The organism is Streptomyces sp. NBC_00078, from assembly GCF_026343335.1.
In the GTDB taxonomy this organism is placed as follows: domain Bacteria; phylum Actinomycetota; class Actinomycetes; order Streptomycetales; family Streptomycetaceae; genus Streptomyces.
Map to the genome: position 1 here is coordinate 5765378 of NZ_JAPELX010000001.1, position 15346 is coordinate 5780723.

Below are 15346 nucleotides of genomic sequence, written 5' to 3' on the forward strand. Positions count from 1 at the left end.
GGCCGGAACCGGTGATTCAGTGGTGCGGACGCGAGTGAGCCCCGTCCCCGGTACGAAACCGGGGACGGGGCTCACATCACCGTGGCAGAACGGCGAATCGTACGAGAACGGAGATCAGAAGCGGCGCGTGATGAGCGCTCGCTTCACCTCCTGGATCGCCTTCGTGACCTCGATGCCGCGCGGGCAGGCGTCCGTGCAGTTGAAGGTCGTGCGGCAACGCCACACGCCGTCACGGTCGTTGAGGATCTCCAGGCGCTGCTCGCCGGCTTCGTCGCGCGAGTCGAAGATGAAGCGGTGCGCGTTGACGATGGCGGCCGGGCCGAAGTACTGGCCGTCGTTCCAGAAGACCGGGCACGAGGACGTGCAGGCGGCGCAGAGGATGCACTTCGTCGTGTCGTCGAAGCGCTCGCGGTCCTCGGCCGTCTGCAGACGCTCACGTGTCGGCTCGTTCGTGTCCTTCGTGATGAGGAAGGGCATGACGTCGCGGTACGCCTGGAAGAACGGGTCCATGTCGACGACCAGGTCCTTCAGGACCGTCAGGCCCTTGATGGGCTCGACCGTGATCGGCTTCTCGGGGTTGAGGTCCTTGATGAGGGTCTTGCAGGCAAGCCGGTTCTTGCCGTTGATCCTCATCGCGTCCGAGCCGCAGATGCCGTGCGCGCAGGAGCGGCGGAAGGTCAGGGTGCCGTCGATGTCCCACTTGATCTTGTGGAGGGCGTCGAGGACGCGCTCCTTGGGGTCGATCTCCAGCTGGAAGTCTTCCCAGGCGGCCTCCGCCGAGACCTCGGAGTTGAAGCGGCGGACGCGAACGGTGACCGTGATGTACGGGGAGTCGGCGAAACCGGGCTCGGGCTCGCCGGCCGCGTCCGCCTTGTCCAGAACGGGGGTTGCCATCAGTACTTACGCTCCATCGGCTGGTAGCGGGTCTGGACGACCGGCTTGTAGTCGAGACGGATGGACTCGGTGCCGTCGTCGCCCACCTCGCGGTACGCCATGGTGTGGCGCATGAAGTTGACGTCGTCTCGGTTCGGGTAGTCCTCGCGGTAGTGACCGCCGCGGGACTCCTTGCGGGCCAGGGCCGACACCGCCATGACCTCGGCCAGGTCGAGCAGGTTGCCCAGCTCGACGGCCTCCAGCAGGTCGGTGTTGAACCGCTTGCCCTTGTCCTGGATCGAGACGTTCTTGTAGCGCTCGCGCAGCTCGGCGATCTTCTCGACCGCGGTCTTGATCGTCTGCTCGGTGCGGAACACCATGACGTTCGCGTCCATGGTCTCCTGCAGCTCGCGGCGCAGGACCGCCACGCGCTCGGTGCCCGTGGAGGAGCGCAGCGCCTCCACCTGGCCGACCACCAGCTCCGCCGGGTTCTCCGGGAGCTCGACGAAGTCCGCCTTCTGGCTGTACTCCGCCGCGGCGATGCCGGCCCGGCGGCCGAACACGTTGATGTCCAGGAGCGAGTTCGTGCCCAGACGGTTCGCGCCGTGCACCGAGACGCAGGCGACCTCGCCGGCCGCGTACAGGCCCGGGACGACCGTCGTGTTGTCCGTCAGGACCTCCCCCTCGACGTTCGTCGGGATGCCGCCCATGGCGTAGTGCGCGGTGGGCTGGATCGGGATCGGGTCCGTGTAGGGCTCGATACCGAGGTACGTGCGCGCGAACTCCGTGATGTCCGGGAGCTTGGCGTCCAGCTGCTCCGGCGGGAGGTGCGTGAGGTCGAGGTAGACGTGGTCGCCCTCGGGACCGCAGCCGCGGCCCTCACGGATCTCCGTGTAGATGGACCTCGACACCACGTCTCGCGACGCGAGGTCCTTCATCACCGGCGCGTACTTCTCCATGAAGCGCTCGCCGTCCTTGTTGCGGAGGATGCCGCCCTCACCACGGGCGCCCTCCGTCAGCAGGATTCCCATGCGCCAGATGCCGGTCGGGTGGAACTGGAAGAACTCCATGTCCTCCAGCGGCAGCCCGCGACGGTAGACGGCGGCCTGGCCGTCACCGGTCAGCGTGTGCGCGTTGGACGTCACCTTGAAGAACTTGCCGCAGCCGCCGGACGCGTAGATCACGGCCTTCGCCTGGAAGACATGGATCTCGCCGGTCGCCAGCTCGTACGCCACGACACCGGCCGAGCGCTTCACGCCGTCGACCTCGGTGATCAGCTGGTCGAGGACGTAGAACTCGTTGTAGAACTCCACGCCCTCCTTGACGCAGTTCTGGTACAGCGTCTGGAGGATCATGTGGCCGGTGCGGTCGGCCGCGTAGCAGGAGCGGCGTACGGGGGCCTCACCGTGGTTACGGCTGTGACCGCCGAAGCGGCGCTGGTCGATCGTCCCGTCGGGCGTCCGGTTGAACGGCAGGCCCATCTTCTCCAGGTCGAGGACCGAGTCGATGGCCTCCTTCGCCAGGATCTCGGCGGCGTCCTGGTCGACCAGGTAGTCACCGCCCTTGATCGTGTCGAAGGTGTGCCACTCCCAGTTGTCCTCCTCCACGTTGGCCAGCGCGGCGGCCATGCCGCCCTGCGCGGCGCCCGTGTGGGAGCGGGTGGGGTAGAGCTTGGTCAGCACCGCGGTGCGGCTGCGCTTCGTCGACTCGATGGCGGCGCGCATGCCCGCGCCACCGGCGCCGACGATGACTGTGTCGTACTTGTGGATCTTCATGATTCTCGCAGCCCCGTGCCTAGCGGATGTTCGGGTCGAAGGTGAAGATCACCAGCGTGCCCAGCAGGATGGTGAACACCGTGGCGGTGTAGAGCAGGCCCTTGAGCCACAGCCGGGTGTTCGCGCGCTCCGCGTAGTCGTTGATGACCGTGCGCAGGCCATTGGCGCCGTGCAGCATCGCGAGCCACAGCATCAGCAGGTCCCAGACCTGCCAGAAGGGGCTGGCCCAGCGGCCGGCCACGAAGGCGAAGCCGATCTTCGACACGCCGCCGTCCAGGACGAGCTGGATCAGCAGGTGGCCCAGGACCAGTACGACCAGCACGATGCCGGACAGGCGCATGAAGAGCCAGGCGGCCATCTCGAAGTTGCCCCGGGTGGACTTCGGGGACTTCTTGGTGCGCTTGCGCGGGGCCTCGATGAGGGGCGCCGGGTTGTCGACGCCGTAGAGGGACTCGCCCTCGACGGGGCCGACGCCGGACGCGGTGGATTCAGTGGTGGCCATCGGTGTCAGCTCCCGAACAGTTCACGAGCGGCGTGACCGAGGACGGGGTAGATCGCCCCGAGCATCAGCACGACCCACAGGCCTACGACGGACCAGAGCATCTGCTTCTGGTAGCGCGGGCCCTTCGACCAGAAGTCGACGGCGATGACGCGCAGGCCGTTCAGCGCGTGGAAGAGGATGGCGGCGACGAGGCCGTACTCCAGCACGGCGACGATCGGGGTCTTGTACGTGGCTACGACCTTGTCGTAGTCCTCGGGGGAGACACGGACGAGAGCGGTGTCCAGCACGTGAACGAACAGGAAGAAGAAGATGAGGACGCCGGTGACTCGATGAGCCACCCAGGACCACATTCCTTCCCGGCCGCGGTACAGCGTTCCAGCCGGCACGGAAGTCCCTCCGGGAGCGGGGATTGGGGCCGCGCCGGCTTGTGCTGTCGGTCGGGCCCGGCCGGGTACGGTCCACCGGCCCCCAGCATGCTATCTGTGCGGCGCCTCGACGCTTACGGGGGGCCTACCGGTGTGATCAAAGTGGCACGCGGATGGGTGAGCGTTGCGGCTTCTGTGGTGGGGTGTCCCGTTATCCACGGCCTCTCGCTCTCTACAGCCCCGGGCTCCTGAGGAGCTGCAGCAGGCGTCCCCTGGCCAGGCGGCGGAGTTCCTCTGCCGCGATCACCCGTTCCTCCTCCGGATCGTTCGACAGGCGGGCACGGATGCCTGCCAGAACGTGGTCCAGGGTCTCGGCCGGGTTGAGGCCGTCCGGGCAGATGACGAAGGCGTGGCCGAACTTTGCCTCGTATGCTGCATGTGCGGCACTCATTGCCGTATGTGCAGCTGAATACGTTCCCTCCGGCAATGTCGGCAATGTCTCGCCGGCCAGGGCTTCCGCCAGGTCGGCGGGGGAGAGGTCGTAGGCAGCCTCGTCGGAGGCGGCGAGCAGGGACTCCAGGTCCGGGTAGGGGCGGTGGGCCGCCACCCGGTGGGACCAGCAGAGGCTGCGGAGGCAGGTCAGGAGGAGGCGCTGTGCTTCGTCTGCGGGCGCGGTGTTGAACTCCCCCAGTCCGTTCGTGGACGGTGGAGTGCGGATCTGCTCGGGCAGCGCCGGTATTGCGGCGACTCGGCCAGGAAGGTGTGTGGGCGTCACGTGTGTTTCGGCAGAGGATGCTGTGAGAGGTGTGCCCTCACGCTATCGAGTATGGGCGTGACGTGTCCGACGGATGCCCGAATTTCACCCGCAGGGGAGAGTTTCGGAACGCGTGGTGGACGCGTCGCGCCGTCCATGGGTCATAGGTTGGCGCTGTGAGCCAGCAACGGCGTCGGCCTCCGGCGCAGAACCCGAAGCGCAGGCGGATGATCGTCGCGGGCGCGGTCGCCGGGACGGTCGCGCTCGGGACCGGCCTGGGTGTGTGGGCCTTCGGCGACGACAGCAGCCCGGCGGGATCGGCGCAGCGGCAGCAGCCCTCCGTCGACCGGTCCGCGGCGGCGCCCGAGGCCAGCCGGAGCCCGAAGCCGGCCCCGAGCCGGTCGTACGCCCTCTCGAAGGCTCCCCGCACCATCCCCGCGGTGCGCTCCCACACCGCGGCGCGCGGGCCGGGCTGGCGTGCGGTGCGCGGTGAGCGCGTCGTCGTGAACGACGGCGATCTGGCCGACGAGGGCCGTCTGATCGCCGGTGAGCTGGGGCTGACGTACGCGGGCGAGAAGGACGACGTGCGCGCCGGGGACGTACGGCTGGCGCTGAACGACGACGAGGGTGCGGACCCGGAGTCGTACGCGATGACCGTGCGCGGTGGGCGTGTGGTCATCAGCGGGCCGAGCGACGCGGGTGTCTTCTACGGCACCCGCACGCTCAAGCAGGAGGTGCACCGCGGTGGCACGGCGCCCGAGGGGGTCGTGAAGGACGAACCGGCCAAGCCGGTGCGCGGGTTCATGCTGGACATCGCGCGCAAGCCCTTCACCGCGGCCTGGATCGAGGACCGGGTGCGGGAGCTCGGGGATCTGAAGTTCAACGAGCTGGGACTGCACTTCTCCGACGACCAGGGCTTCCGGATCGAGTCCAGCACGCATCCCGAGATCGTCTCGCAGCAGCATCTGACGAAGGCCGAGGTCAAGAAGATCGTCGGCCTCGCCGCGAGCCGGCACATCACCGTGGTGCCCGAGATCGACTCGCCCGGGCATCTGGGCGCCGTCATCGCCGCGCACCCCGATCTGCAGCTGCGCAACGCGCAGGGGGTGCCGGCGAAGGGAGCCGTCGACATCTCCAAGCCGGCCGCCGCAACCATCGTCGACGACCTGCTGAACGAGTACGCCGGTCTGTTCCCCGGCAGCAAGTGGAATCTCGGCGGGGACGAGTACCAGGCGCTGATGGTGTCCGATCCGGCGGCCTCCTATCCCCAGCTGGCCGCCGCCGCCAAGGACGCGTACGGGGCCGGCGGGACCGTCGCCGACCTCACCACGGCGTGGCTGAACGACCGCGCCGACACGATGCGGGCCCACGACCGGACGATGCGGGTGTGGAACGACGGCTTCTTCCGGGGGACGTCCGTGCAGCCCGCCAAGGACCTGCGGGTCGGGTACTGGACCGGCAAGGAGATCGGGGCGCGGCCGCCGGCGGAGTACCTGAGCGCCGGGCGCAAGCTCATCAACTACAACGACGAGTTCCTGTACTACGTCCTCGGGCAGCCGAACAATTTCGTCTACCCGACCGGGCAGCGGATCTACGAGCAGTGGACCCCGCTCGTCGTGCGCGGCACACAGGCGGTGCCGGCCAGGTACGACGGGCAGATCCTCGGCGGGTCCTTCGCGGTCTGGTGCGACCTCGCGGGGTCGCAGACGCAGGATCAGGTCGCCGCCGGGATCCGGATGCCGTTGCGGGCGACGGTCCAGAAGCTGTGGGATCCGGGGCGGCCGGCGCTGTCGTGGGCGCAGTTCAAGGCGCTGGCCGACCAGCTGGGCTGAGCGCGACCGGGGCGCCGGGGCGCCGGGCACGGGGCGTCTTGGCGCATACGGCTGCGAACAGGCGTACGGCTGTGGTGTATTCGGCCGAGCCGGAGCCGGAGCCGACAGAGCTGTGGGGGCCAGGGATGGGCTTCTGGGGGTATTTCGTCGTGGGCCGCAGTGAGCGGCCGCTCGCGGAGTTCGACGCGCTGGCCGGGGCCACGGGTATGGAGCTGCGGGCCGAGGCGCCCGGCGGCCGGCAGGTGTGGGAGTACGCGAGCGGGGACGGCGAGATCGGCAACATGAACGTCCTCGCCCGGGAGACCGGGGCGCCCGCGCTCTTCGGATACGTCATGGGCAGTGCCTCGGTCGTCGTGGAGGCGGCGGCGCCCGAGAGCGGGGCGTGGACGGCGTGCCTGGCGCGCGCCGCGATGGCCGGTTACCTCGGCGCCGGGAACGAGGGGCTCACGATCGAGGACTACTTCCTTCAGCCCGGTGAGGCCGCCGGCCGGGCGGTCGCCTGGGCCGCCGAGGCGGGGCACGACGTCGATACCGAGCCGCTGCTCGACGTGCTGACCGCCGACGCCGATCAAATGGCCGAAAACCTCTTCTTCCGGCTGCTGGACCGACTGGGTGTGGTGCCGCTGTGACACTCCCGGGCCGTCGCACGCAGTAAGGGGAAGTGCGGGCTCCGTAAGGGAAGAGCCCCGCTGGGCCTCGTAGAGGACCCGCAGAAGGAGGCGTGGATGAGCCTGGTGGAACTGATCGCTCAGGCCGACGAACGCGGACTGGCCGCCAGCGGGCTGGCTTGTTTGGATCGCTGCGTGCCCCTGCTGGGCGGCGACGACGAGGTTCTGCGTCCCCTCTGGGCCAGCCTCGCGGACCCCGACGACCCCGGTGCCGCCGGCGGCTGGGGCGAGCGGCTGGAGCACGCGCGCGGGAAGCTCGGCGGTCCCGAGGGGCCCGGCGAGAGCGAGGCCGTGCTGCTGGCCCGCCGGATGCTGGCCGCCGCGCCCGTCGACCGGTCCGCCGCCCAGGTGCGGGTGTGGGCCGACGCCTGCTCCGTCGCCGCGCTGCAGATACACCGGCTGCTCGATCCGCTCGTCGACCGGGCGTCCTCGGTCGACTCCCGCCGGGAGGGGCGTACGGAGGGAATGTCGCCGCTCGTCGCCGCGGAGCTGCGGCGGCAGGTCACCGTGCTGGAGCTCCTCGCCGGCCACGGCGCGGCCGGAGTGCGCCCGGCGCTGGAGGTGTCGACCGAGGGGCGCCGGGTACTGCGGGCGGTCGTCTCGCGTCGGGCCCGGCGGGCGTGACACGTAGGCAGTGCGGGCAGGTCAGTGCGGTAGGTCAGGGCAACAGGCACTTCACCACCGCGTCGCCGTACTCGGCCGTGCGCGTGTAGAAGGCCGTCACGTCCCGGTGGGTCGCTGCGAACAGGGCGTGGAGCTGGGGCTCGGCGTCGGGGCCGCCGTAGGCGCGGAGCAGGGGCTGCCCGGCCGACTGCCACAGGGTCTCGAAATCGGCCGCTTCGAGGAACGTCGCGACCCGGGCCGCCTGGGCCGCGGTCAGGATCAGGAACGCTGGCTCGTCCGGGTGGGGGTGGGGTACCGGGCGGCCGCCGAGGATGACGTCGGCGCCCGCGTAGAGGGTGTTCTGATCGAGGTAGCTCCTGTCCAGCAGCTCCTCCCGGTGCCGGTCGATCCGTCGGCGCACGGTGTCCCAGTCGTCCTCGAACAGCCGTTGCAGCCAGTTCGCGCTGTTGCGCAGGGCCGAGGGCGGCACCGCGCGGAGATGGAAGTACGGGCTCATCAGTCAAAGGAGCGCACGGAAGGGGCGAAGCGTCACTCCCGGGCCGGACGCGCACCTGCGAGAGTCCTGTGACAGTCCTGGGGTGGCTGTGGGGCGGTCCTGCGCCGGTCTGGGAAACCCGCCGGAAATCGCGTGACGCGCGGCCCGCCGACCCCGCTCCTGGGTAGGTGACTACCTTCCACGAGACCAGGCCCAACGCGGCGACGAAGCCCGTGCGGTGGGCGGCGGACGCCGTCGCGGCGATGCGTGAGGGGGCGCGGCTGCGCCTCGACTACTCGGCGCAGAGCCTGTGGCGCGTCGACCGGATGATCGAGGGGATACGTCGGGAGGAGGCGCCCTACGCCGCCGTGGAGAGCGTGTTGCGCGGTTTCGGGGCCTACGCCGGTGAAGTGATCGTCCGTCAGTCCGGCGCCGAGTGGTGGGCGACCGGTGGCGACCACTGGATCCGCACCCCGGACGGGCGGATGTGGGACCCCTTCGACGAGGCGCGGCGCTGCTTCGCCGGGGACGGGTCGCTGCGACTGCTGTGCCGGGACGCGACGGACGGCGCCCGAAGGTGACCGCGGCGGCAAAATCGCCGTAATAAGAGACGCTGGCGTTCCCAAACGGTGGTGCCCGGAGGGAGCATGGAGGCGACCTCGGGACGGTCCTACTCGGGAGGCCCCATGGCCGACAACCGCCGTTGGTGGACGCTGGTCGTCATCGCGCTCGCCCAGCTGATGGTCGTTCTCGACATGACCATCGTGAACATCGCCCTGCCGTCCGCCCAGGCCGACCTGAACATGTCGGATGGGAACCGGCAGTGGGTCATCACCGCCTACACCCTCGCCTTCGGCGGCCTGTTGCTGCTCGGCGGCCGGGTCGCGGACCTCGTCGGACGCCGGACGACCTTCATGATCGGGCTGCTCGGCTTCGCCGCCGCCTCCGCGCTCGGCGGGGCCGCCTCGGGACAGGGGATGCTCTTCGGGGCCCGGGCCCTGCAGGGTGTCTTCGCCGCACTGCTCGCGCCCTCCGCGCTGTCCCTGCTCACCACGACGTTCACCGATCCGAAGGACCGGGCGAAGGCCTTCGGGGTGTTCGGGGCGATCGTCGGAGCGGGCGCGGCGATCGGGCTGCTCGCGGGCGGCCTGCTCACCCAGTACCTGGACTGGCGCTGGTGCCTGTACGTCAACGTACCGGTCGCCCTGGTCGCGTTCGCCGGCGCGTCGGCGCTGCTCACTCCCGGGGAACGGCATCCCGACGCCCGTCTCGACGTGCCGGGCGCACTGCTCGGCTCGGCCGGGATGCTGTCGCTGGTGTACGGCTTCTCCGAGGCGGCGTCGAGGGGTTGGGGCGACGGCCTGGTGGTGACCCTGCTGGTCGCGGGGGTCGCCCTGCTCGCCGCGTTCGCGGTGTGGCAGACCCGGGCGCGGGTGCCGTTGCTGCCGATGTCCGTGGTCAGGGACCGGCAGCGCGTCGGCGCCTTCGTGACCACGCTGTTCGTCACGGTCGGGATGTTCGGTGTGTTCCTCTTCCTGACGTACTACCTGCAGGGTGTCCTGGGGTGGTCCCCGCTGAAGACCGGCCTCGCGTATCTGCCGATGACGGCCGCGATGATCATCGGGTCGACGCAGATCGCGGCGCGGCTGCTGGGCAGGGTGCCGCCGCGGGCCCTGATCGTGCCGGGGCTGCTCCTGGCCGCGGGCGGTCTCGCGGTCATCGCGCAGGTCGGCGTGGAGCCGGCGTACGCCTCGCACGTGCTGCCCGGCATGCTGATGCTGGGTCTCGGCATGAGTACGGCGATGATGACCTCGATCTCGCTGGCCACCGGAAGTGTCGCGCCGCGTGACTCGGGCGCGGCCTCGGCGACCTTCAACACGGCCCAGCAGGTTGGCGGTTCGATCGGTACGGCCCTGCTGAACACGATCGCCGCGAGCGTGACCGCGACCTATCTGACCGCGCACGCCGGGCCCGGCGTCGACCGGCGGCGGCTGGCGGCCGAGGCCACGGTGCACGGCTTCAACGTGGCCACCTACTGGGCGCTGGGCGCCCTGCTGCTGGCCGCGCTGATCGCGGGCGTGGTCATCAACGCGGACCGGGTGCCCACTCCGCAGGCGGCGCAGCAGCGGGTGCCCGAACCGGTGGACGCGGCCATGTGAAGCGTCCGGCTCCGGCCGACGTCACCGACTGCTCCCACCGCCACCCCCGACACGACGTACCGCCCGCCCCGCACGTACCGCATGTCCCGCATGTCCCGCACGTACCGCCCGTCCCGCACGTACCGCCTGTGACACTTCCGTGATTCCTGGCGCTGAGGAGCGTGAGGGCACGAACCGTACGAACCACACGGACGACGAGGACAGGGTTGGGCCAGGGACGGGAATCCCGCCGCCGTATGCAGGCGTCCGACGGGGAGCTGGGGGCGGCCGTCGCGCGGGCCCAGGAGGGCGACGAGGCAGCCTTCGCGGTCGCGTACCGCATCGTGCAGCCCGGCCTGCTCGGCTATCTCCGCGGGATCGTCGGCGACGAAGCCGAGGACGTGGCGTCCGACGCCTGGCTGGAGATCGCCCGTGACCTCGGACGCTTCCAGGGCGACGGGGCGGGCTTCCGCGGCTGGACCGCGACCATCGCCCGGCACCGCGCCCTGGACCATCTGCGCCGGCTGAAGGTACGCCCCCGGTCCTCGGCGCTCGAACAGGACGTACTGGAACTGCCCGGCCCGCACAGCACCCACGACCAGGCCCTGGAGGCGCTGTCCACCGAGCACGCCCTGGAACTGGTCCGCACCCTGCCGCGCGACCAGGCCGAGGCGGTGCTGCTGCGCGTGGTCGTCGGCCTCGACGGCCCCACCGCGGCCCGCGTCCTCGGCAAGCGCCCCGGCGCGGTGCGCACGGCCGCACACCGGGGGCTGAAGCGCCTCGCGGCCCGGCTCGGTGGCGCAGGTGTGACGAATGAGGATCCCAGCACGCTGGGGGAGTCGAAGTGAACGTCAACGACGGCAGGAGCGACGACGGCCGACTGCCGGACACGGATGGATACGGACATGGGTGACCGGCAGAGTGACGGCAGTGCCCCCGGCCGTCGGCGCGTCCACCCGGGCGGGACACCCCCGGCCCCCGGGAACGCGTCGGCGGGCCCGGGACTGGAGAGCCTGCTCGTCGGCGCGCTGCGCTCGGGCGTACTCGACGCCGACGCCGAGCAGCGGGCGGTGGCCGCGTTCCGGGCCGCCCGGGACGCCGGGGCGCACCGTGCGCGGACCCGCCGCCGGGATGACTGGCGCCCACGCGAGCACAGCCGGGCCCGCCGCTCGCTCCGGGCCACGCTCACGCTGTCCCTGGCCGGACTGACCCTGGGCGGTGTGGCGTACGCGGCGATCGGCACGGTCGGCGATTCGCCGGACGACGGGCACGTGGCGCGGCAGCGGGCGCACTCGCCGGTCGTCCCGTCCACGGCCGTCCCCCGCACCCCTGGCGCCCGGTCCACACCGGACCGCCCGGACACGGCCAAGGACACCGAGGCCCACTGCCGGGCATACGAGAAGGCCAAGGGGCATGGCAAGGCCCTGGAGTCGAGGGCCTGGCAACGGCTGATCGCAGCGGCGCGCGGCGAGGAGAACGTCACCGCCTACTGCACCGAGCAGCTGGGACAGGCGACAGCCGAAAGCACACCGGCCAAAGCGACGAAGCCGAACAAGCCCGAGAAGCCGAACAAGCCCGAGAAGCCGAACAAGCCCGAGAAGCCGAACAAGCCCGAGAAGCCGAAGAAGCCCGAGAAGCCGAAGAAGCCCGAGCAGGCGAAGAAGTCCGAGGAACCGAAGAAGGCGGGGAAGGCCGAGAAGGGGGACCAGTAGCCTTCCGGGTCCAGCTCTGTCACCAGGGGCGTGCGTGCCGTGCGGCGGGGCCGCAGGGGTCCACGGGATGGCCGCTTCCCGCCGGTCGCCGGCATCAGCTGCCGCACGAGCGACTCAGCCCGCCCCGGCCAGCACGGGAATCAGACCGGCCCGCAGCAGGGAGGACTTGCCGCTGCCGGACGCCCCGAACACCACGGCGAACGGGGACCCGCACCCCAGCTCGCTCAGCTCGTCGATCAGCCGGTCCAAGCCGAAGAACAGCTCACTGTCATCCGGCTCGAAACGCGCGAGGCCACGGTAGGGCGGGGCGGCGTCGGCATCCTCCTGCCGCTCCTCCCCGGCCAGCGCCTCGGCCTCCGCCCACCGTGCCTCCCACGGAACGGGGTCGGCGCCGCATGCCTGGACGTACGCCCGGAGCACGGCCAGCAACGGCAGCCGCTCGCCGCTTTCGCCAGGGTCGTCACCGAGAAGCCGGCCTTCTTCGCCATGGCCCGGTACGACACGCCACCCGCCGAGCGGCGCAGCTCCCGAAGATCGTGCGCGAGTCGCTGCACGGGACCGGCCGCCGGGTCGACCGGTAGTTCGGGACGCCCGTCGCGAAGCCTCTTCCGCACACAAGAAGTACATGCTGATCAGCGATCCAAGGTACTTTTCGCCCTTCTCGGGAGAGAACCTTTCCGACTGTGATGTTCGCCAGTGGGCTCGCTGAGGCGGCAACAACCAGCGGCTCCGGCTTCCGCACCGTGTGACCGCGAACGAAGCCCGGCGGAGCGCTCCCGATCTCCTGCCTGGATGAGGGCGAGCAGGGCCTGACCCGCGGCGGAAAGCTGCCGCTACCCTGCCCCGATCTCCTGCCGCCGGGCGGCTTCGTTGTCGCCCAGGACAACCCAGCTCACGGTCAGTCCCATCAGCTTGGAAGGGGCTCACTGGCCGGACCGCACCATGGCGCAGCACGGCGAGCGCTGAGTCGAGGGGCGCGAGAGCCGGCAACTGCGACGGATCCGGGCCCAGTGCTGGACAGGAGCACATGAGGTGGCCGGCCGCTGGTCGCGCGCTGGGCGTGCTGCTCACGGAATCCGCGCAAAGCCCCGGGTCGGAGGCAGTAAACCGCGGAGACGGCCGGAGCCGCCACCCCTGGCCTGATAGAAGCGCGAAGGGCCTCTGAGCAGGCATCCGCCGGATCCCCTGGGCTCGGCTGCCAAGGGCATCGATGAACTTCAGTACGACGCAATCTGTCGAAGTACACTTAGACGCAATCCGTCACAGTCGATGTGTAGGAGCGGCGAGTGAAGAAGAGCCTGTTGGCCAAGCCGGACGACGTGGTCGACCGGGATCGGGAGTGGGATCTGCTCGCGGAGTTCCTCACCGACCCGGATCCGGCGATGCGGCTCGGCATCGTGTCGGGGCGGCGGCGGCATGGGAAGTCGTACCTTCTGCAGGCCCTGTCCGAGCAGGTCGGTGGCCTGTACGTCACAGCCGTACGAGAGGAGGGGCGGCTGCCCGCGATCCAGCGGTTCAGTGACGCGGTCGCCGCCCACGCCGGCCTGCGGCCGGGGAGCCTGCGTCTCACCGACTGGCGTGACGTCCTGTCCAACGCCCTTGAGGTGACCGTCCGTTCGTCGCACCCGCTCCTTGTGATCGACGAGTTGCCGTACCTGCTCCAGCACTCGCCCGAAATCCCGGGGCTGCTGCAACAGCTTTACGACGAGCGCCAGCGGGGTGCCCGGCCCGGTGCCGGGCCGGGTCCGCGGCTGATCCTGTGCGGCTCAGCGATGAGCGTCATGCATGAATTGCTCTCTGGAACCAAGCCGCTGAGGGGGCGTGCCGTGGTCGATCTACGGCTGGGTGCTTTCGACTACCGGGAGAGCCGGGCCTTCTGGCAGATCGCCGATCCGCTGACCGCGCTGAAGGTGCACGCGGTCCTGGGCGGAGCTCCCGGCTACCGGCCGGTGGCTGCCCGGCCGCATCCGGACGACGGCTTCGACACCTGGCTCAGCCGGACGCTGCTCGACCCCGGGCGGGCGGTGTACTCGCGTACCGAGACCGAGTACCTGCTGCGCGAGGACCCGAGGATCACGCAACACACGCTGTACTACGACACCCTCACCGCGATCGCGAACGGCGCCACCACGCCCAGCAAGATCGGTGCCGCTCTTGAACGTCCGCGCAACGCCGTCGCCCACCCTCTCGGAGTCCTGGAATCCACTGGCTACATCCGGCGGGAACAGGACATCCTCCGCTCCAAGCACCCCGTCATCACCCTCGCCGACCCTGTTATCCGCTTCAACCAGCTCATCACCCTCCCGCAGGCCGCTGCGGTGGAGCAGGGCTTCGACGAGCAGGTGTGGCAGCAGGCCGGTCCGACCTTCAACTCCAAGATCCTCGGGCCGCACTTCGAGGACCTGGCCCGCGACTTCACCCGTCGTTATGCCCACACCCTGTTGCCCGGTGGACTGCCCGGCCCGGTCGGCACCACCGAGGTCGCCGACCAGGCCGCCCGGACCAAGCACGAGGTCGATGTCATCGCCCTGGCCGCCGGCGAGCGCCCGCAGGCTCCCCGCGCGAGGATCGCGCTCCTGGGCGAGGCCAAGGCGACCGCCGCCCGCCGTGGGACCGGTGACCTGGAGCGCCTGGAACGTATCCGTGCCCTGCTTGCTGATCAGGGGTACGACACCGCCACTGCCACCCTGGCCCTGTACTCCCTGCACGGGTTCTATCCCGACCTGGTCGACCTGGCCGAGCGCCGTGACGACCTGCTTCTGGTTGATCTGCCCGCCCTCTACGGCAGCTGACATCGACAGCCAGCGCTTGTGCCGACGCTCGCCGAGCCACGGGTGGAACAGCGCGATGCCGGCCTACGGACAACGGTTGTCGGAGCGCCCCTGGCCTTCCGGCCCACTGGCCCTTGCTTTTCGAGCCGTCCTGTTCCGCCGAAGACACCAGCCTCCTCCCAGTCGACTCACCGCCGTCAACAGGGCCTCCGCCGCGGTCCAGGTTCCGCGCGCAAGACGCGGCCGGATTGGGCGCCCTCTATGCCCGGGCGGCGGTGTCCTCCCAAGCGGCGTGAATCATGCTCCTGGTGCCTGCCGCACCCCACGTTCTTCTCTGAGCAGGACCGACCGGTGCGGAGAGATTTCATCCTCGCGTACGTAGGCGTTGCCGAGACGGCCTGGGGCGGGCGCACAGTCAGTTACCGGGAACGACTGACCGTACCGCCAGGGCTACCAGACGTGTGAAACTCGCTATGTAGATCTGCATACGGGGGAGGGACGTTGGCGAGCACTCATCCCATCGCGGACCGGCAGGAGAGCGCCGCGGCCATGCGCGTGCTCAAGGCCATCGCCGTGGCCGGCCTGCTGACCGGATCGGGTTCGTAGTACGGCACGGCCATCACCCTCGGCGGCACGCTCTGGGCCGCGCGCTACATGGGAGTGATGGCACCCTGGGCCGAGCGGTACCTGCGGATCGCCGCGACTCTGCAGGAGATGTTCGACACCGATGTACTCGGCCTGCAGTGGAACAGCGTGGCGGTCGGGAACCGGATCGGCGACGACGAGGTGAGCCGGCTCAGTCGGCCCTTTTCGCGGCGCTGAGGACCGGCTGCGGGGCCACTACCTCGCGGTGGACG

Annotated in this window: 15 protein-coding genes and 1 pseudogene; 9 read left to right on the forward strand and 7 right to left on the reverse strand. The window is 70.2% G+C overall.

Translation table 11 applies throughout. The annotated features are described in order from the left end of the window. Positions 1-114: 114 nt before the first annotated feature. The 5 genes from OOK07_RS27145 to OOK07_RS27165 all read right to left on the reverse strand — a co-directional run bounded on the left by OOK07_RS27145 (position 115) and on the right by OOK07_RS27165 (position 4290). Positions 115-894 carry a succinate dehydrogenase iron-sulfur subunit gene (locus OOK07_RS27145; RefSeq protein WP_266684066.1) on the reverse strand — a complete coding sequence of 260 codons (780 nt, stop codon included), beginning with the start codon at positions 892-894 and terminating at the stop codon, positions 115-117. Then, positions 894-2648 carry a succinate dehydrogenase flavoprotein subunit gene (gene sdhA, locus OOK07_RS27150; RefSeq protein ID WP_266520025.1) on the reverse strand — a complete coding sequence of 585 codons (1755 nt, stop codon included), beginning with the start codon at positions 2646-2648 and terminating at the stop codon, positions 894-896. Before sdhA ends, OOK07_RS27145 begins: the two co-directional genes overlap by 1 nt. A gap of 19 nt (positions 2649-2667) precedes the next feature. Beyond that, positions 2668-3150, reverse strand: coding sequence for a succinate dehydrogenase hydrophobic membrane anchor subunit (locus OOK07_RS27155; RefSeq protein ID WP_266684067.1), 483 nt, complete (start codon positions 3148-3150; stop codon positions 2668-2670). Between the two features lie 5 nt (positions 3151-3155). Next, the gene (sdhC, locus tag OOK07_RS27160) at positions 3156-3536 is read right to left on the reverse strand and encodes a succinate dehydrogenase, cytochrome b556 subunit (protein WP_037884595.1); all 381 of its coding nucleotides are present in this window, start codon (positions 3534-3536) and stop codon (positions 3156-3158) included. Between the two features lie 211 nt (positions 3537-3747). Next, positions 3748-4290 carry a 2-oxo-4-hydroxy-4-carboxy-5-ureidoimidazoline decarboxylase gene (locus OOK07_RS27165; protein ID WP_266684069.1) on the reverse strand — a complete coding sequence of 181 codons (543 nt, stop codon included), beginning with the start codon at positions 4288-4290 and terminating at the stop codon, positions 3748-3750. 206 nt (positions 4291-4496) lie between these two features. Here OOK07_RS27165 and OOK07_RS27170 point away from each other — a divergent pair, with 206 nt between their 5' ends. The 3 genes from OOK07_RS27170 to OOK07_RS27180 all read left to right on the forward strand — a co-directional run bounded on the left by OOK07_RS27170 (position 4497) and on the right by OOK07_RS27180 (position 7393). Then, positions 4497-6101 (forward strand): beta-N-acetylhexosaminidase, encoded by a 1605-nt coding sequence (locus tag OOK07_RS27170; protein ID WP_266802032.1) that lies wholly within the window; start codon positions 4497-4499, stop codon positions 6099-6101. Positions 6102-6226: 125 nt separating this feature from the next. Further along, positions 6227-6730 carry a hypothetical protein gene (locus OOK07_RS27175; RefSeq protein ID WP_266802033.1) on the forward strand — a complete coding sequence of 168 codons (504 nt, stop codon included), beginning with the start codon at positions 6227-6229 and terminating at the stop codon, positions 6728-6730. Positions 6731-6826: 96 nt separating this feature from the next. Then, on the forward strand, positions 6827-7393 hold the full coding sequence (locus OOK07_RS27180) for a hypothetical protein (RefSeq protein WP_266799031.1): 567 nt from the start codon (positions 6827-6829) through the stop codon (positions 7391-7393). Between the two features lie 34 nt (positions 7394-7427). Here OOK07_RS27180 and OOK07_RS27185 read toward each other — a convergent pair whose 3' ends face one another. After that, complete coding sequence (locus tag OOK07_RS27185; RefSeq protein ID WP_266684073.1) at positions 7428-7889, reverse strand: DUF1877 family protein; 462 nt, start codon at positions 7887-7889, stop codon at positions 7428-7430. Positions 7890-8056: 167 nt separating this feature from the next. Here OOK07_RS27185 and OOK07_RS27190 point away from each other — a divergent pair, with 167 nt between their 5' ends. The 4 genes from OOK07_RS27190 to OOK07_RS27205 all read left to right on the forward strand — a co-directional run bounded on the left by OOK07_RS27190 (position 8057) and on the right by OOK07_RS27205 (position 11718). Next, the gene (locus OOK07_RS27190) at positions 8057-8449 is read left to right on the forward strand and encodes a hypothetical protein (protein WP_266684075.1); all 393 of its coding nucleotides are present in this window, start codon (positions 8057-8059) and stop codon (positions 8447-8449) included. Between the two features lie 105 nt (positions 8450-8554). Then, positions 8555-10027, forward strand: coding sequence for an MFS transporter (locus OOK07_RS27195; protein WP_266799034.1), 1473 nt, complete (start codon positions 8555-8557; stop codon positions 10025-10027). A gap of 236 nt (positions 10028-10263) precedes the next feature. Beyond that, complete coding sequence (locus OOK07_RS27200) at positions 10264-10854, forward strand: RNA polymerase sigma factor (RefSeq protein WP_266799036.1); 591 nt, start codon at positions 10264-10266, stop codon at positions 10852-10854. A 57-nt stretch (positions 10855-10911) separates the two neighbouring features. Beyond that, on the forward strand, positions 10912-11718 hold the full coding sequence (locus OOK07_RS27205; RefSeq protein WP_266799038.1) for a hypothetical protein: 807 nt from the start codon (positions 10912-10914) through the stop codon (positions 11716-11718). 129 nt (positions 11719-11847) lie between these two features. Here the strand turns inward: OOK07_RS27205 and OOK07_RS27210 are convergent. Then, a pseudogene (locus OOK07_RS27210) lies at positions 11848-12332 on the reverse strand (nSTAND1 domain-containing NTPase); the annotation flags it as partial. A 672-nt stretch (positions 12333-13004) separates the two neighbouring features. Between OOK07_RS27210 and OOK07_RS27215 the strand changes: the two are divergent. Both OOK07_RS27215 and OOK07_RS27220 read left to right on the forward strand, forming a co-directional pair. Then, entirely contained in the window at positions 13005-14510 is a 1506-nt protein-coding gene (locus OOK07_RS27215; RefSeq protein WP_266799040.1) for an AAA family ATPase, read from the forward strand. A 597-nt stretch (positions 14511-15107) separates the two neighbouring features. Continuing rightward, a complete protein-coding gene (locus OOK07_RS27220) occupies positions 15108-15311 on the forward strand; it encodes an S-4TM family putative pore-forming effector (RefSeq protein ID WP_266802034.1) in 204 nt (67 codons plus the stop codon). The last annotated feature ends 35 nt before the right edge of the window (positions 15312-15346 follow it).